17 protein-coding genes and 1 pseudogene are annotated in these 18,569 nt (G+C 34.1%); 3 read left to right on the forward strand and 15 right to left on the reverse strand.

Features of this window, described 5'->3' with window-relative positions:
• The 5 genes from ACYIAQ_RS02975 to helD form a co-directional block, all read right to left on the reverse strand.
• A partial coding sequence (locus tag ACYIAQ_RS02975) for a helix-turn-helix domain-containing protein (RefSeq protein ID WP_483562599.1) occupies window positions 1-454 on the reverse strand: 454 nt, incomplete at its 3' end.
• A gap of 75 nt (window positions 455-529) precedes the next feature.
• Window positions 530-1,102 carry an elongation factor P gene (gene efp / locus ACYIAQ_RS02980; RefSeq protein ID WP_483563289.1) on the reverse strand — a complete coding sequence of 191 codons (573 nt, stop codon included), beginning with the start codon at window positions 1,100-1,102 and terminating at the stop codon, window positions 530-532.
• 392 nt (window positions 1,103-1,494) lie between these two features.
• Entirely contained in the window at window positions 1,495-2,412 is a 918-nt protein-coding gene (coaA, locus tag ACYIAQ_RS02985; protein WP_122017673.1) for a type I pantothenate kinase, read from the reverse strand.
• Window positions 2,413-2,490: 78 nt separating this feature from the next.
• Window positions 2,491-2,940 carry a GNAT family N-acetyltransferase gene (locus ACYIAQ_RS02990; protein ID WP_483563288.1) on the reverse strand — a complete coding sequence of 150 codons (450 nt, stop codon included), beginning with the start codon at window positions 2,938-2,940 and terminating at the stop codon, window positions 2,491-2,493.
• A gap of 9 nt (window positions 2,941-2,949) precedes the next feature.
• Window positions 2,950-5,232: an RNA polymerase recycling motor HelD gene (helD, locus tag ACYIAQ_RS02995; RefSeq protein WP_483563287.1), complete on the reverse strand. Its 2,283-nt coding sequence runs from the start codon at window positions 5,230-5,232 to the stop codon at window positions 2,950-2,952.
• Window positions 5,233-5,471: 239 nt separating this feature from the next.
• Here helD and ACYIAQ_RS03000 point away from each other — a divergent pair, with 239 nt between their 5' ends.
• On the forward strand, window positions 5,472-6,080 hold the full coding sequence (locus ACYIAQ_RS03000) for a matrixin family metalloprotease (protein ID WP_483563286.1): 609 nt from the start codon (window positions 5,472-5,474) through the stop codon (window positions 6,078-6,080).
• A 33-nt stretch (window positions 6,081-6,113) separates the two neighbouring features.
• Complete coding sequence (locus ACYIAQ_RS03005) at window positions 6,114-6,758, forward strand: histidine phosphatase family protein (protein ID WP_483563294.1); 645 nt, start codon at window positions 6,114-6,116, stop codon at window positions 6,756-6,758.
• A 74-nt stretch (window positions 6,759-6,832) separates the two neighbouring features.
• On the opposite strand, the gene ACYIAQ_RS03010 is transcribed toward ACYIAQ_RS03005, so the two are convergent.
• The 9 genes and pseudogenes from ACYIAQ_RS03010 to ACYIAQ_RS03050 all read right to left on the reverse strand — a co-directional run bounded on the left by ACYIAQ_RS03010 (window position 6,833) and on the right by ACYIAQ_RS03050 (window position 15,960).
• Window positions 6,833-7,537 carry an ABC transporter ATP-binding protein gene (locus tag ACYIAQ_RS03010; protein ID WP_483563293.1) on the reverse strand — a complete coding sequence of 235 codons (705 nt, stop codon included), beginning with the start codon at window positions 7,535-7,537 and terminating at the stop codon, window positions 6,833-6,835.
• 6 nt (window positions 7,538-7,543) lie between these two features.
• A complete protein-coding gene (locus tag ACYIAQ_RS03015) occupies window positions 7,544-8,326 on the reverse strand; it encodes an ABC transporter ATP-binding protein (protein ID WP_483563285.1) in 783 nt (260 codons plus the stop codon).
• Between the two features lie 3 nt (window positions 8,327-8,329).
• Window positions 8,330-9,286 (reverse strand): branched-chain amino acid ABC transporter permease, encoded by a 957-nt coding sequence (locus tag ACYIAQ_RS03020; RefSeq protein WP_483563284.1) that lies wholly within the window; start codon window positions 9,284-9,286, stop codon window positions 8,330-8,332.
• 8 nt (window positions 9,287-9,294) lie between these two features.
• On the reverse strand, window positions 9,295-10,173 hold the full coding sequence (locus ACYIAQ_RS03025) for a branched-chain amino acid ABC transporter permease (RefSeq protein ID WP_122017666.1): 879 nt from the start codon (window positions 10,171-10,173) through the stop codon (window positions 9,295-9,297).
• Between the two features lie 26 nt (window positions 10,174-10,199).
• Window positions 10,200-11,399, reverse strand: a complete 1,200-nt coding sequence (locus tag ACYIAQ_RS03030) for an ABC transporter substrate-binding protein (protein ID WP_483563292.1) — start codon at window positions 11,397-11,399, stop codon at window positions 10,200-10,202.
• A gap of 352 nt (window positions 11,400-11,751) precedes the next feature.
• Window positions 11,752-13,557, reverse strand: a pseudogene (locus ACYIAQ_RS03035) (FtsX-like permease family protein).
• 11 nt (window positions 13,558-13,568) lie between these two features.
• Window positions 13,569-14,318 carry an ABC transporter ATP-binding protein gene (locus tag ACYIAQ_RS03040; RefSeq protein ID WP_483563291.1) on the reverse strand — a complete coding sequence of 250 codons (750 nt, stop codon included), beginning with the start codon at window positions 14,316-14,318 and terminating at the stop codon, window positions 13,569-13,571.
• Between the two features lie 128 nt (window positions 14,319-14,446).
• Entirely contained in the window at window positions 14,447-15,061 is a 615-nt protein-coding gene (locus ACYIAQ_RS03045; RefSeq protein ID WP_483563283.1) for an ECF transporter S component, read from the reverse strand.
• Between the two features lie 101 nt (window positions 15,062-15,162).
• A complete protein-coding gene (locus ACYIAQ_RS03050; protein WP_483563282.1) occupies window positions 15,163-15,960 on the reverse strand; it encodes a DUF4931 domain-containing protein in 798 nt (265 codons plus the stop codon).
• Between the two features lie 108 nt (window positions 15,961-16,068).
• Between ACYIAQ_RS03050 and ACYIAQ_RS03055 the strand changes: the two genes are divergently transcribed.
• A complete protein-coding gene (locus ACYIAQ_RS03055) occupies window positions 16,069-17,286 on the forward strand; it encodes a L,D-transpeptidase family protein (protein WP_483563281.1) in 1,218 nt (405 codons plus the stop codon).
• Between the two features lie 571 nt (window positions 17,287-17,857).
• On the opposite strand, the gene ACYIAQ_RS03060 is transcribed toward ACYIAQ_RS03055, so the two are convergent.
• Complete coding sequence (locus ACYIAQ_RS03060) at window positions 17,858-18,178, reverse strand: hypothetical protein (RefSeq protein WP_122022543.1); 321 nt, start codon at window positions 18,176-18,178, stop codon at window positions 17,858-17,860.
• Window positions 18,179-18,569 lie beyond the last annotated feature (391 nt).

Consider the following 18,569-nt stretch of genomic DNA (forward strand, 5'->3'; position numbering starts at 1 on the left):
CTACATGTAATGCACGATTCTCTAAACGTAGACGTTCAAGTTCAGTTAACTCTTGAGAAGTATATTTATGCTTCTTTGCTTTAATTTTCTTTTTATGCATTAATGGTCGTCCTTGCTTAATAAATAAAGCATCAACACCGCCTTCATTTAATTTTCTTTGCCAATTCGCAATAGTGGAATGTTGTTTAATATTAAAATGATTGGCAGTAATTTGATAGCTGGCACCATGTTCTTTTCTCCAGTTTAAGACTTCTAATTTAAATTGACCACTATATCTTGTCTTAGAAAAGCTTTTTTCCAGGCCTCTGTTACCATACTGTTGATAATTATTGATCCAACCATCAATAGATCTACGTGATGTGATATGTAATTTCTCTTGAATTTCTTTTGTACTAAATCCTCTTTGATACAAATCTACTGCTTCTAATTTTGTTTTTAGTAAATATTTAGACATAAGAAAACCCCCGAATTGGAATCTTTGTCCAATTCCGGGGGTTAACTTCAGGTTTTTTCTTGCTTTTTTATTATTTTATTTATTTCCTTCAGCTCTTGATTTATAAATTCCTTCAGCCGTGTTAATTATTAATTCTTCGCCATCCTTTATAAAATCAGGAACTTGAACAACTAAACCAGTTTCCATTGTTGCTGGCTTGCCTGAACCCGTAACTGTCGCACCTTTAATCCCTGGTTCAGTGTGAACCACTTTCATTACAACTGTTGCTGGAAGTTCGACACCAAGAAGCTTACTATCATTAGCAAATTCTAGTTGTACTTCAATATTTGGTATTAAATAAAGTTTGTCATCACCCAATTGACTTTCAGAAACCTCATATTGTTCATAAGTCTCCGTGTCCATAAATGTATAAGTATCATTTTCACTATAAAGAAACTGGGCATTTTTCTTTGTAATGTCAATTAGTTCAACTTTCTCTGTTGGTCTCATGGTCTTATGAACCACAGCTCCACTTTCTATATTACGCAAATCCATTTGCATTACAGTGTTGCCTTTGCCCGGCTTATGGTGATTAGCCTTAAGCACTCTAATCATTTTTCCATCTTGGCTGAAAACCATACCCTTTTTTAAGTTAATTGCTTGAACCATTTTTATACTCCTTTATTCCTATGATTATTGTTAAAAGCAAAAAAGCAAACTGGCTGGAGGTAAAGCAAATTTTTTAATTAGTAGTAAATAAATCATATTCATGTAATTAATTATACCAAATTTATACTCCTAGTAATCAAAATTATTAAAATGCTAATCTAATCTGTCATATTCCAACATTTTCGCCAACAGCTTTTTGATAAATAAATTGATTTAGTCGTCATTAAATCCTGAGTTGCAAATCTCTACCCGGTTTAATATTGTGGCATCGTATATGATTTATCTGAAATAACTATTTCTGCATCTGTAATCGCGTCAATACAATTCTTTAAAGAACATCAATTCTCAATATCTTCTTTTGCAAAAAATATTCTTTCTCTTCATAACTAGGATTAAAATTGCTTCAAATAAATTTGATCAATAATATGACCGGATGTCTTATGCAAAATTAGATCTGCACGCCGCTTAGTTGGAGCTATATATTCTCGTAGATTAACCAGATTAACCATCTGCCAAGTATCCTGTGCTAACTTTATGGCATCTTCACGTGGTCCATTAGCCATTTCATAATAAAAATTATCTGGATTATTTTTATTTAATTCCAATACACGGACAAACCGTTGCATAAACCATTCTTCAATTAAATCCTCTTGCGCATCGACATAAATTGAAAAATCAAAAAAATCACTAGTAACAATTTGACCATTAGTTGGCAATTGCAGAGTATTAATCCCCTCGATAATTAAAATATCAGGCCTTTTCACATGACCATATTTTCCAGGAATAATATCACTTAATTCTTGCGAATACAGAGGATAAGCAATGTTTTTTTTGCCTCCAAGAACATCTTGTAAAAAATCACGCAATAAGCTCATATTATAACTTTCTGGAAAGCCTTTACGATCAAACAACTGTCGCCTTTTTAATTCTTGGTTGGGATAAATAAAGCCATCTGTCGTCATCAAATGAACTTGCAACATAGGATATGTCCGACTTAATAAAACCTGTAAAAGTCTTGCCGTAGTTGATTTACCAACGGCGACTGAGCCAGAAATTCCAATAATAAATGGTGCCGGTGTTACATTTCGCATTAAAAATTCTTGCTTTCTTTGCTGCAAAGCTTGTTTTTCTTTATATACGAGATGAATATATTTAATTAACGTACCATAAATTTGTCTTACATCGGTCAAATTAATCACATCACCTAGTGATTTCAGTTTTATCAATTCTTGTGGAGTAACATTAACTTGCTTACTAGAAGCAGTTAAGCTTGCCCATTCATCTCGATTAAATTGTAAATAATTCTTCATTCAAGATCATTCCTTTTTAATTCTCTATATTTCTAAATGAAATAAAAACTCGCACAAAAATTGTACGAGTTGGTTCTTTTATAAATCATAATACATCATAACATGTTCAAGACCCGCTTCGGTAAACACCTTGCCACGAACCTTATAACCCAAGTTGTCATAGAAAGGTTTAGCCTGAATTTGAGCATGACAATAAATTTTGTGAATCCCTCTTTGGCTCAAATATTGATGAACTTGCTCTAACATTTGCGAGCCTAAATGTTGTCCCCGCATATTATAAGCTACTGCAACTCTGCCCAACATCCATTTACCATTTTCTTCAAAGAGACGACATACAGCATCCGCTTGAGTTTGCTTTTGATTCAAACGGAAAACATGAATTGCAGTTATATCTTGATCATCTAATTCAGGCTCAGTAATTTTTTGTTCAGTAACAAAGGTATCGATACGCAAACGAGCAAGACAAAAAACCTCACGTCCAGTCATTTGATTAATCTTTTTAAATGAAAAACTTTCTAACTCTGTCATGTCTCCTACCTACTTTTCATCATATGTGGCACTCTTTACGTCAAGTAATGGACTCTTCTCTCCTGTATATATTAAATCCAACTTGTACATCGCACGCGATGTAATTGTATAGACCAATTGAGTTTCGTCAATTCGGTGATAGTTGGCTTTTGACGCATCCCACATAATCACAGCATCAAATTCAAGTCCTTTGGCCAAATATGATGGAATAATCAGGCTGCCATTAACTAATCGCTGGTTTGCCGAAGCAATCAAAACAGCCTTAACTTTTGCTTCTTTCAACTTCTGGGCAACTAATTTTGCACTAGCCAAATCTTTTGTAATAATCGCTGTTGTCAACTTTTGCTGGTTGTTGTTTTGTAGTATTTGTTCCAATACTGTAAATGTGACAGAGTCGTTTTCACACTTCCAAATAACAGGTTTAGGGCCTTGACGATCAAATGATTCAACTTTTTCACCTTGTCGTAAAATTTGCTTAGTGAAATCTGTTAATTGCTTAGTAGAGCGGTAGGACTTGGTTAGTTGAACCACATCAGTTTTTTCTGGGTCAAATAACCCACTAATCTGTTTAAGTAAGCTTTTACTTTCATCTTTAGTAAAAATTGCTTGGTTCAGATCTCCCAACATAGTAAATTTTGCTCGGGGAAAATTATACTTAAGATAACAAAGTTGAAATGGTGTATAGTCTTGAATTTCATCGATAAAAGCATAGCGCATTTCATAATTTACCTGTCTACCAGTAATTAAATCATAAAGGTAAAGATAGGCCGAAACATCATTCATGCGTATAAAATGGTGCATAAAATTATTCTTAGTTTGCTCAACATGTTGGGCCCACTCTTGGTCGCTAATCTTCCATTTACTTAAATCCGTCATTTTGGGAATTGCTCGCAAAAAGTTGAGGTATTGCATACGCATATTCACAAAACTATTACGGCGAATTTGTTGAAAGACTCTACCTAAAGCTTTAATTACTATTTTTCGACTTAAAAATTTTTCTTCCTTTTCTTCAGATTCAAACTCTTGGTCAGGACGATCATATAATTCATTTAACTGCTCCTGGTTTAGATTCTGAATTTCATCGGCAACCCAAGCTTTTCTTGACTCAGACGTTATCTTTCGATTAAGTAATTTGATTAGTTCTTCACGGGTTGCATCTATCCGATTACTCAAATTATAATTGATATTAAACGAGTAATATAAATCACTAATCTTTTCTTTATTAAAAAATGGTTTCTTTTTATTGCGGAAATAAATATTTTTAAAGACTACGCCTCGTTCATTAAGATGTTTAGCATAGCGATTAATGAGCTTAAAGAAACTTGTTGAATCTTTAAAATTACTAATAGTTGAATTAGCAGTCTTATCTTCAAACTGATCAAACAGATTTTCAACACGCATCCCTGGTAACCGGCGAGCCACAAACTGCCAATATGTCATTTGAACCATATTTTGCTCACCCATTTCGGGTAGAACATTTTTGATATAATCGTTAAAAAGCTGATTGGGACTAAACATAATAACATCACTGCTCGTCAAATTACCACGATAGCGATATAACAGGTAGGCAATACGTTGTAAAATTGCTGAAGTTTTACCTGAACCGGCTGCCCCTTGAACAAACAGCAGATCTGCACTCGTATTTCGAATTATCTTATTTTGTTCATGTTGGATAGTCGTTACAATTGTTTTCATCTGTGTACTAGATTTTTCATTAAGAACTTCCAGTAGCATTTGATCGCCAATAGATTCATTGGTATCAAACATATTGATGATTTGACCATTTTCAATCATAAATTGCCGTTTCTTAGTCATCTGAACGGATATTTCCCCTTCAGGAGATTGATATGAAACATTGCCTAACTTACCATCATAATAAATTGAAGAAATTGGCGCCCTCCAATCATATATTAAAAAGTAATTATTTTTATCAGCAAACGAACCCAGACCAATATAAATCGTTTCTGGCTTTTCGGTACCCTCTTTAAAGTCAACCCGTGCAAAATAAGGCTTCTTCTCTAATTTCTGTACCGTATTCAATTGTCTAGCAGCATGTTGCCATGCATTCTCACGTTCATCAAGTAATTGTTGCTGCTGGTGAATCGATAGCGCCGTTTCCATTGAAGTTGAATAACCATCATAATCCAATTTCACGTCATCAAAGAAATGCGAGTTTAGATTCTTAGCCTCTCCCTCAGCAGACTTAATTGACGAAGATAACTCTCTTTCCTTCTCACTTAACATTTTTATAATTTGATTGAGATGTTTTTGTTCAAATTGTTTATCATCCATCGCTTTTGTCACCTATTTTTTCAAAACTTGGATACTATTTTAACATGAAATTGAATTAATATATAATTTCAACTTCAATCCTGTCTAATGATTAACTCCTAATGCATATTTAATTATTATTGCCTTATTAATTGCATCCATTTAGCAATTATCTATTAATTTTTCTGAAAAAATTACTAATTTTAATTTATATTACTAATTTTAATTTATAATATAGAAGATGGAGTTGAACTAAACACATGAATAAATTTTATCATTTTTTTACCAAATTATTGTGCACATTAATTATAGTTGGAACCATTGGTTACCTTGCACCAATCAGCGACAATAATTTTAATCAAGTAGTCTATGCAAAAAAGACTAAAAAGAGTAATAAAAGTAAAATACCTGCTACAGTAGGTTGGCGATGGAAATCCGCTAAGGCTTTTGTTTATATTGACCTAAATGACAATCAAGATTTAATATCCGCTACAAATGATGCAATTAATGCCTGGAATAATACGGGAGCTTTTGACTTTATCAAAACCGAAAATAAGAAAAAGGCAAATATTGTAATTGAACAAGTTTACAGTCCTAACACTAATTATGCTGGTTACACCACATTTCATTACTATACTAAAACCGGAATTTTATACTCGGCTGTAACCAGACTAAATATCTTCTACTTACAGAATTTTTCTATCTATGATTACAGTCGTCAAAGAGTAGTTAATACAGTTGAACACGAATTAGGTCATGCAATTGGTCTTAAACACAATAACGGAAAATCTGTCATGTATCCCGTAGGCTCGCTTTACCCAATTGAACCGAGCGATATTTCAACTGTTAGAAAACTCTATCACAAATAGTTATACTTAAATAAGACTGGGGGAGAATTGATGATGAAGAGAATTTATATTGTACGCCATGGACAAACATATATTAACCGTTATAACAAAATGCAAGGATGGTGTGATACTCCCTTAACCAAAAAGGGGATTTCAGAAGCTGAGCAAGCTGGAGAAGCCCTAAAAGATGTACCATTTGATATCGCTTTATCTAGTGATCTAAAACGTGCCAGTGATACGTGCGACAATATTATTAAACACAATATTAATCATGATGAAATCCAGCATCTTGCAACACCCCTTTTTAGGGAACAATTTTACGGTTACTTTGAAGGAATGGATACAGACATGGCTTGGCAAATGATTGGTGGACCTCACGGGTATCATAATCATTATGATATTTTTAAAAACGAATCGATTGACACCATCAAGGATTGGATTAAAGAGGCTGATCCCTTTCACGAAGCAGAAAATGCTAAAGAATATTGGACAAGACTTGATCAAGGCTTTAAACTAATCCATCAGCTTGATGGTGCAGAAAATATTCTGTTGGTTACCCATGGCTTTACAATTCGCAGTATTGCTGCTCGCTTTGGTGGTTATGACATAAGTGCCGGGCCACGCAACGCGTCAATTACCATTATGAATATGAGTGATCAAGAACAAAAAATAGTTTCGTATAATAATATGGAAATATAATTATACTTAAAAATTATATAAAAAGTCGTTCGCTTTATAACCAGCGAACGGCTTTTTTATGTAGATTTACGGTTTTAACCACCAAAATATACTCGTTGAACCTCAGAATTAGCTAATAATTCTGAGCCTGTTCCAGTTAATTGCACTTTCCCCGTAGCCAAGACATAACCACGATCTGCAATTGCTAAAGCTTGTTTAGCATTTTGTTCAATTAATAAGATTGTTGTACCGCGATCGTTCAATTCCTTGATAATTGCAAATATTTCCTGAATAAAGAGTGGCGATAATCCCATCGAAGGTTCATCTAGCAAAAGTAATTTAGGTTTAATCATTACTGCTCGACCAATTGCGAGCATTTGTTGCTCACCACCAGAAAGAGTAGCTGCATCCTGATTACGTCTTTTTTTCAAAATAGGGAATCTATCAAAAACCTCTTCATAACTTTTCTTTGCCTCATCATGATTATTTTGTAAAAAGGCTCCTAATTGTAGATTTTCCATTACCGTCATCCCCGCAAAAATATGCCGACCTTCAGCTACTTGGGAAATACCAGCTCCAACAATTTGCGAAGCTTTTTGACGAACCAGATTTTCTTTTTGATAAATAATTTGACCACTTTTTGGTTTAAGTAATCCTGAAATTGTCTTCACAATCGTAGTTTTACCGGCTCCATTAGCTCCAATTAGTGTAACAATCTCGCCTTCATTAATTTCAAAACTAACTCCCTTAACTGCTTGAATCACACCATAGTTGACAACTAGATCTTTTACTTCCAGCATAACCATCTAATTTACACCCTCTCCCAAATAAGCCTCAATTACTTTGGGATTTGACTTAATTTCATCTGGCTTTCCCGTTGCCAAAAGCTGGCCCTGATCCAACACATAAATTCGAGTTGCAAGTTTCATTACCAACGACATATCATGTTCAATCAACAAGACCGTAATTCCAAACTCTTTTTGAATATATTTAATCAAATCGGTCAAATCTGCTGTTTCTTCTGGATTCATCCCTGCGGCTGGTTCATCTAAGAAAATAATCTTAGGCTCGGTTGCTAGTGCACGGACTATTTCCAACCGTCGTTGTGTGCCATAAGGCAGGTTCTTAGCCAAAGTGGTTTTATGATCAGTTAGTTCAAAAATATCTAATAGTCGCTCTGCAGATTCTTTCATCTTGCGTTCCGTTAGATAAAAGTCTGGTAGGCGTAAGACCGTTGTCAAAAATCCTTCCTGATATCTACTTGTCATTGCAGTTAAGACATTATCTATCACTGTTAAATTTTTAAATAATCTAATATTTTGAAATGTTCGTGAAAGACCTAAATTAGCAATCTGTGTTGCATTTTTATGGGTCAAATCATAATTTTTTGTTTCTGTTTGTAACTTGATACTACCACTAGTAACAGGAATCATTCCGGTCAATAAGTTAAATAAAGTAGTTTTACCAGCACCATTAGGACCTATCAACGCAACCAATTCTTGTTGATCCAAATACAACGAAACGTCTTTGACAGCAACCAAGCCACCAAAATTGCGTACGACATGATCAACCTGCAATAAATGTTTCATATCTTACTCTCTTTCTTTTTTTACAAAGCGCTGCGTTAAATTTTTTAAAGATAATTCCCAGTTACCTAACAGACCGGATGGCTTGAAGAGCATAATCATAATAAGCGCAATTGCGTAAATAACCATTCTTAGTGATCCAAAATTTTGTAAAACTGTATCCAGAATGCCCAGAACTGAAGCAGCTAAGAAAGTACCAGTAATACTACCAACACCACCTAAAACCACAATAACTAAAATGGAAATTGACTCCATTATTCCAAAATTGGCTGGAGAAATTGTTTGTAGATATGAGGCCTGTAAACTTCCTGCAATAGCAGCTGTTGCGCCCCCAAAAACAAATGCAGCCACTTTCCATTTAGTCGTATTGATTCCCATCGCCTCAGCTGCAAGTTCATCTTCACGCACAGCCTTAATTGCCCGTCCATCGCGAGAACGAACAAAATTTAAGATAACAATTGTAGTTAAACATACCATTATGTAAACTGTTGGCCATGAGCACAACTGAGGAATATTAAACATTCCTGCTGACCCACCAGTAATTTTCAAATTATTAATTATATTACGGATTATTTCAGCCACACCCAGTGTCGCAATAGCTAGATAGTCACCTTTAAGCCTAATAAAAGTGGCCGTTCCAACAATCAATGCAATCATACCTGCTATAAGCATTCCTGCTATCATTGAAACAATAAAGCCAAATTCATTTGTCCAATATTGTGTAATTATTGCAGTCACGTATGCACCAATTGCCATAAATCCCGCATGACCTAAAGAAAATTGACCGCTAAAACCTATAATTAAATTAAGACCTGTCGCTAAAATAATATTGATCCCAATCATTACCAGCATATTTTCAATAAAATTATCAATCATACCTGTCATAATTAATGTATTAATTAAGTAAAAACCGGCAACCATTAGTAAAAGCCACGATAAAATATATTTCCAATTTGCTCTCATACTGCCACCTAAACCTTTTCTTTGATATTTTTACCAAAAATACCTGCTGGGAAAAAGAGTAAAATTATAATTAAAATTAAGTAAACAACTGCATCTTTATATGCAGATAATCCAACTGATTGAAAGAATGTCTCTAAAATTCCTATCAAAAATCCTCCAAGTGATGCACCAGGAACGGAACCAATACCGCCTAAAACTGCGGCAACAAAAGCCTTAATTCCCGGCGTCATTCCCATCAACGGATCAATTGAGTTATAGTACATTCCAATTAAAATTCCCGCTGCACCTGCTAATGCTGATCCAAGTGCAAAAGTAAAAGAGATTGTATGATTAACATTAATCCCAACCAATTCAGCTGCCTCTGGATCAACTGACACGGCGCGCATTGCTCGGCCCATACTAGTTTTTTTAATAACTATTTGCAATAAAATCATTAAACTTAAAGAAGTTACCAAAATTAAAATTTGAATATTAGAAATTAAAACCCCACCTACGTTGTAATTAACTTGTTCAATTACCTGAGGAAAACTACGAGCATTCGAACCAACAAAGTAAGACATACCGTTTTCGAGTAAGAATGAAACCCCAATTGCTGTAATCAAGACCGTGATTCTTGGTGATTTACGCAGTGGTCGATAAGCCAAATACTCAATAATTACTCCTAACAGTGCGCCAAAGATCATCGCTGAAAATAAAGCCATAATAAAGTTGAAATGCAAGGTATTAATTACGAAATAAGCACAAAATGCTCCCAACATGTAAATATCACCATGTGCAAAGTTAATTAACTTAATAATGCCATAAACCATACTATATCCAAGAGCTAGTAGGGCATAAATTGACCCTAGTGACAAAGCATTGATGATTTGCTGTAAAAATATTTGCAAAGCTATTCGCTCCTTTAATAATTGTTTTATTCAACACTAAATGAATTACTTACTTTTCCATTAGTCATCTCTTCAATCGCAATTGGCATTTCTGGATCATGTGTTTTATTTACGGTGATTTGACCAGTAACTCCGTCAAAATCCTTAATCTTAGCTAATCCAGCTGCTATTTTAGTTGAATCATCTGACTTTTCATTTTCAATTGCGGTTTTAATCATGTAAACAGAATCATAGGCTAAAGCTGAAAAAGTTGGTGCTTCTACATTGTAGTGATTCTTGAATTCAGTCATAAATTTCTTTGCTGTCGCATTTTTAGCAGCAACTCTAGTCGAAAACGGTGTAGTATAGTAAATATTTGTTGCATATTTATCTCCCGCAATTTGAGCTAGCTTAGGATCAGCCATGCCATCACTACCAATAATTGGAGTCTTAATTCCTATTTGGCGTGCTTGCTTAATAATCAGACCTACCTCGGTGTAGTAGCCCGGAACATAGATAGCATCAATTTTCTTTGATTTAAAAGAAGTCAGCACTGCATTAAAATCTTTATCGCCTTCAGAATAAGTTTGACTGTCCACTATTCTACCCTTATAAGTCTTCCTAAATGCCTTAGCTAAACCTGTACCATAATCACTAGAATTATCAGCAAGAATCGCAACCCTTTTAGCTTTTAAGTTATTAGTTACAAACTTAGCTGCATTTTCACCTTGGAAATTGTTTTGAAAACATGCACGGAATACAAACGGTTGTACCTTGCCATTTTTCTTTAAAGTATAGCTTGGATCGGTAGCTGATGGACTAACACTAGGAACAGATGCCTTAGTAATATTGGGAATTTCAGCCGTACCGGCATTAGTGGTTGCTGGTCCTACAATTGCAGCAACTTTATCTTTAGTAGCTAACTGTGCAGCAACCGAAGCTGAAGTTGCAATTGCGGTTTTATTATCACGAATAATCAATTTAATTTTCTTTTTTTGACCATTAACATTAATACCACCAGCTTGATTGATTTCATTTGCGGCTAACTGTATTCCTTGTTTTTCCGCATTACCATAACCGGCTGCCGCTCCAGATAGCTCCATATTAACTCCAATTTTAATAATGTCTTTATCTTGATGAGTACCGTTATTATTGCTAGTCTTAGCAACACTACAGCCCGCCATTAAAAAGGCTGCTGCCCCTGCTGTAATAAGATTTAGTACTCTTTTATTAATTCTACCCATTATTAATCTCCTTTTATAACATCTAATAATTAAAAAACCTCATTCATTGAAATGAATGAGGCTTATATCACTTAAAAGTTAAGCCCCATTCATTAAACGCAAACAAGGGCTTAACCAAATTACTTTTTTAGTAATTATTCATAGTCAAGTCCTGAATGGCAACAACAAGGCAATTAAACAGCAGGTTGGATTGATTTTAATATTTTTTTGTTGTTTTATTTTTTTAGGCATTATTAAAAACTCCTCCCACAAATTTAATTTAACGCTTATAATTATAAACATATACTTTTTGGCAGTCAAGCTTATTTTAAAATTATTTTAATTATAAATCAACAATATTTAAATAACACTACATTTAATTACGACTCAAAACAATCTTTTTATATAATTTAATCGTTAATAAATAATAAAAGACATAGAGAATAATAAAAATGGTAAATGGCAACCAAATATTATGATATGGATCTGGCAGTAAAGAACGGAAAAGTTGTAAACCAAATAGCACATCAATAATCCCCAAAATAGCTGGTAATAAGAATAAAATACCAATTTCCCAGTTAATTGATCGTTTAAGTAGACTTACTCTAGTCCCTATCTGATTAAGCATTCGATAACGGATTTTATCATCACTAGCACCATTTAAGACTTTAAACATTAAAGTTGAAGCTAGCATTGTCAAAAAGGCAATGCCTAAGAAAAAGCCCATAAATTCAAACCCACTGCTAAAGTTAAGCAATAATTGATAGTTATTTGGTTTACTTGCTTCATAGATATTAGAATATTTTGGATTTTCCTTTAATTGGAGTTGTTGAATTTTCATTAAAATCGGATAGTCATGGTCAAAGTCTTTTACGTTAAGTAACATAATCATCTTCTTTGTACCCTGTAAATTTTGCCACTTGTTTGCCGGTACTAAACGAATTATCTTTTGCAAGCCATTAATTATCATTCCGCTTAAAGCAATATTAGCATCAGTATTTGGTACATCTAGTTTTTTGGTTGGTAAATTTTCCACCTTATACATAGGCTCATCTTTTTTTAGGTAGAATTTAGTTACTTTAAGCGGCTGCTTTACAAATTCATTGCGATTAAAGTAAATGTATTTATGTGTTTCCTTATAAGCATAAGTTTGCTGATTTTGAATATTTAATTTGGCAACCTCTTTGTTAACAGCTGCCGCTTTACTAACCACAATCGTGTCATAGTAGGTACTAGTTTTAGCATGTTCCTTAACCGTATCAAAATTCAAGCCAACTGTAATTGCTCCTAAAGCCAGAGCAAAAAGCAGTGAAATTAGGGTTAAAATTCTAGTATATTCATGCAAACGAAACTTTAATTGTCCCAAAGTAAACATGCGTATCCCACGGTAAGAAAAGCTTTCTTTTTTAATTAAGCTGGCAATAATCATGCTAAATAAAGCATTAAAAATAAAATATGAGCCACTAACAATTGTTATTAAAGCGGTGGGAATAATCTGATAAATTTTTGTTGATGACCACGTCATTACTTGATAGCCGAAAGCCAGTAAAATTAACCCGAAAACAGTTTCAACCACACGTAAAAACGGCTTTTGATTAATTTTAGTTGGTTTTTAATTTTCTTTAAGTAGATTAATAATCGGTGTTTTAGTCAGCTTATGGACATTCCAAATAGCTCCTAAAAAGAACATGATGATAAAAAAACAGAAAGTACCCAAAATAGCACTAGGTAAAATTATTTGAAAATGGTAGATTGCCAATCCGAGCCGACTAATTAATAACTTAGAAATCAATCCAGTTGAACCAAAGCCTAATACGGTACCAAGCATAGTTGCCAAAATACCAGTAACTAATGTTTCCAAAGAGATAATCAAACCGATACGTTTTCCTTTAGCACCAAGCATCATAAACATGCCATAATCATGCTTACGCATATTTAATAAAAAAGAATTGGCATAAATTAGGTACACAAAAGTAATAATTGCCAGCAAAATTATGCCAAAAATGAAAATAAAGTTTACATAACTTGTACGTGCATATACGTCTTTAGCCAGAAAGGCAGGATTAGTAGCAATTGTCAAAAACATGTAAAAAATCATACTAGCCACAATTAGGCCCGAAAAAAGTACAAGATAATCTTTTAGCCGACTTTTAATTCCTGCTACAGATAACTTCCAAATCATAATTTTTCTCCTTATTCGGCGAGTTCCATTTGGTCAATCAAAGAATGATAAAATTCAATTCTTGACATATCATTTCTGAGTAGCTGCTTGCCAATTTTGCCATCTTTAATAAACAAAATACGACTAGCAAAACTAGCGGATATTGGGTCATGAGTCACCATTAATGTTGTAATCTGATCTTTATGGTTTAAGTCTGCCATTGTCTCAAGTAATTCACGTGCATTCTTAGAGTCTAAAGCACCCGTTGGTTCATCGGCTAATAGAATTGCGGGGTCATGGACTAGTGCCCTAGCAGCTGCAACCCTCTGCTTTTGTCCACCTGATATTTCAACCGGATATTTGGCTAAAATTTCTGCAATTCCAAGTCTTGTTGCAATCTTATTAACTAAAGGATTAATGCGGTTTGGCGTTAAACCACTAAGCGCTAGTGGCAACGCAATATTTTCACGATTAGTCAAACTTTCTAATAAATTAAAATCTTGAAAGATAAAGCCAATTTGCTTGCTACGAAAATCTGCCAACTGATTATCTTTTAAGCTACTATTGTCTTGGCCATTAATCAACACACGACCACCTGTTGGTCGATCCAAAGTAGATAGTAAGTTAAGAAGCGTTGTTTTACCAGAACCAGAGGCACCCATAATTGCTACAAATTCACCTGAATTTACAGTAAAATCAATACCTTTTAATGCTTGATACTGCTTTTCACCTCGCTTACCGTAAGTTTTTGTGACATGATCGACATGTAATATTTCCATTATTAATTTTCTCCAATCTATTTATGTATTATTTACCTAATACACTACACCGTAAAATAATTTTGTCAATATTTTCATAAAAAAATAAGCCTTTCTTTGTGAAAGGCTTATTCTTAATTATTCAATAGCAGTTAATTTAATCGTTGTAAAGTTTTTTTTAGTGGCGTCACAATAAGCGGAGCTAAGACCGCCGTAAAAACAGCTTCAATTATTCCATTCATTCCCAAAGCAATAATCAACGCCAAAAGTAGTGGAGTACCATTAGCAAATTTACCCATATACCCAATTAATTCAGTTGATCTATTTGCAAAGAAAATACTTGTCAATAAAATCACCATCACCGTATTAGTTAAGGAAGTAACTGCTCCTGCAATTAGATATCCTAACTGCTTGACCTTGACCGCTTTTTGCTCAAATATATATCCAACCAGTCCGGGAAATAGTCCAGCCAGAATACTAGGCACAAGTGCAATTACTGGGTTACGAAAGAGCATTATGCTAACAATATCAGCTGGCTGAATATAAGCTTGAATAAAACGTAACGCTCCCCATAACAAACCAAAACACAATCCTTTCTTGGGCCCCATTAGCAGACCATACACAGCAACTGTTAATGGAACAGTTGTGATTGCGGGTAAAGTCGGCAAAATCCGGATATAACCAATATTCGGTACAAAAGTTTGTAATAAAAATATAGCAACAAATAAGGCAGTAATTGCCATGTTCTTGGTTTGTTTTTGATGCATTTGCTTCTCCTTCAATATTTAACTATTATATTGCTTAACTCATGAACTAACAATTAGTCCTATCAATCTTATTATTAATTTTTTCGATACTTTCTTTAAAGTTAGTCCAACCGTGAACCATGATTAAAAAAGTGTTTAAAAGAAGTTGCCTCTTCAACAAGTTTTTCTTTGTTATCAACCTGCGATAATTTATAGCCAATAAAATAAGGTGGTGCTGCGAAGCGAGCAATTAATTTGGCACAAATTTTTTGATCTTCTCTAGGATAAAAAAACAAATTATATGAATCACAGCGACCACCAGAAAGGACATTTAACAAATACTTAGTACCACTCTGAATCCAATCGGACCATCGTTCAAGGCCGCTTATTTTAAGCAAATTAAAGTTGAACTCAATATACCCTTGAACCGGATAAGTACTAACATTTACTTCAATATCTTTTCCATTAAAAACGGTTATACCGATGAAATTTTTTTCACAAATATATCGGTAGCCATCTTGCTTTTTTAAGCCAACGATTTGCATATGTGGATGACTTAGTGAGCCACCTGAATGTGGGCCATAATTTTTATACCAGAGAACTGATTTAAACAATTTTTGCTTATTCATTTGCTTAAAGCATTTTAAAGCAAACCGCATTAAATCACGATTATATCTTGGAGTATACGTCGTAATATCACCCACATGATTACCAGACTCAATTAAGACCGTTTGTACAGTGTCACGTAATGTTGGAAACTTATTATGCAACCAGATCATGTCACCTTCTTTTTCGTAAATATCAGTTAACTCACTTGTTTGACAAAATGGGCAAATCAGTGCACGATTTGTTTTTCGATAAGAATTTGGCTTGCCCTGCACAATATTGATATCAAAAATTAACGGTTCTTCATCATCCATTATAATTCCTCTCTAAACATCTTTGACCATTGCATTTACTAGAGCCGCAATAGATGATAAAATGTAACGGCAGTAATTGTTAGAATTATGTTATTAGTAGGTAAATTTATGCAATCAAAAAGGGACTTAAAAAAATACAATAACCGCAATAATCTATACTTAATTATTGTCGGTATTATTTTGATTTTAGCACTTATCTTCGGTGTTGTTTCATACAACAACCACGTTGCCGCACAAAAACAGGCAAGAGAATTTGCTACTACTCATTTTAACCCTAATGTAACTATTTATGGCGTCCAAGTGGGTAATCTGACGGTTAACAGTGCTACTAAAAAAATTAACCAAAAAGGTAATAACATTGTCACTCTTGAAAAAGGAAAGGTTGCCATTGAACGCGACCCTAACATTAATACAATTAAGCAAGAGACGGTTACGCAATACTTTAAAAAACAACACACTGAAATGCCTAATAAGCAAAACTATCAATATGACAATGCCGCCTTACTTACTGCCAATAAAAAGTTGCAAACGGTCAGTGGCGCTATTGTAAACTATAGAATTGCAGGTAAAACATATAAATTAGAGGCTGCCAAGTTAATTGATCAAGCTGAATTTAAGCAGGGCAAATACATTTTTTTAAACACTGAAAGCCTAACAGCACAATTAAACAAGATTGATAAAGAAGTTTCAACAATTCATCAAAGTTATAAGTTTGCAGTTCCCGTTAAAAGAAAATTGGCAGCTCAAAAAATTACCATAAAAAACGAAAGTTATGGTTGGGGCGTTTATGTTAGAAAAGCACAAACTGCAGTTGAGCAAGCTTTCTTAAACGGAACTAAAGAACTTGATGGTCAGAATTACATCTATGGACTTGGATACAGTACTTATGGTTTGGGTTACGGCAAAACTAATCATGGAATCGGCAATAATTACATTGTTGTTTCATTAAAAAAGCAGGAACTCTGGATCATTCGGAATGTTAAATTAGCTGTTTATTTAACCGATATTGTCACCGGAACTAGAGATAAGAGTAAAGGAAAAGGTAACCGAACTCCAGAAGGGGTCTGGTATATTCATTATAAAGAATCCCCTGCTACTTTGCGCGGACGCAATGATGATGGTTCTAAGTATGCTTCACCAGTTAAATATTGGATGCCTTTCACACTTAGTGGTTGTGGTCTACACGATGCTGCTTGGCGCGGTGATTGGAGCAAGAGTGCATACCTACGTGGTGGCTCTCATGGCTGCATTAATATTAAACCGAGCGAAATTAATCGTGTTTGGCATAATGTGATTAAGCATGAAGCAGTTATTATTTATAATTAAATACTAAAAACGGCAACGAATAATTCGCTGCTTTTTTATTTAATTGATATGCCAAGTAGTAAGGGAAAATGTGCTATGCAAAAAGCAATTAAGCAACTAGCTAATGAATTACTCGCTTACACAACACACTTAATCAAACATAAAAATTATTAGATCAATTTCAACAACCACAATTAATGGTTGAAAAAAATTGATAAACTTAAACAAATTACCAACAACACTTCAACTACAAAAGAAAAAAACCACCAGAAAACCTGGTGGTCAAAATTTTTTTGATAATATTAGAATTAATTGGTAATTCTTTTATTTACTATTTTTGTAATACAAGTGATCAGTAATCTTTATAAGGCAATCAAGAATGACTACTGCTACTACCAGACATAATACAAATACTGTAAATTTAGTGACACTAGTCCAAAATGGCCATACTCTAGGACCAATTATTGTTCCGAATACTACTGCTGTAATTATGTAATAAATAATTTCAATTGTTTTTAGTGCCTTAGACTTTTCGCGATATTTTTCTTTTGTCATGTTGATCATCTCTACTATATTTTAAATATCCATAGCTTTATTGATAACCCCAACTAACCAAATTACCTTTATTGCTAAATTTAACGTAAATACCTCTATCCATAGCTTTAGTGCCCCCAGCAGAGGCTACACCAACGATGATTTCCTTTGCATTAGCCAATGCAGCTCCACCAAGACCTGCTGAACTTAAGAGGCCACCAATTATTCCTGCCGCACCAACTGCTCCGGCCATAACAAGTACTTTAGTAATTGCACTATTTATATAGATCGTAAATCCATGCTTATTAGTGCTGATATAAGTTCCACCATGACGTAACAGATCTTGCATCAAAGCTACTTGATAAGATTTTTCACCCAAGATCGCCTTAACATCATAGCCTTGCGCTTCAAGCTTTTGTGCATTTGTAACCGTGGCTGCTTGTACGACTTGAGTTGTTAAAACTCCACTTCCTAATGCTGTTGCAACTGGACTTAATGCTAATGTTGTTAATCCTGCAATTACTGTCTTATTAGTTTCATGATTATTACTCCTTATTATTAATAACTAAACTATCTAAATAAATTTCATATATATTTCTTTTTTTGAGACTTGAATCTAATATAAAGACCGGTTGTATAACCTTCATAGTCACACTGGCGGTTATTTTTATAAGTCATGCCAAAACCTCATCATCAGTTACATTCCTTATTCTTGGCATGTGCGGACCTCCATTACTTCAATTCTTGATTAAAATGGTGGAAAGAAAATA

This window comes from Lactobacillus sp. X-49 (assembly GCF_057063645.1).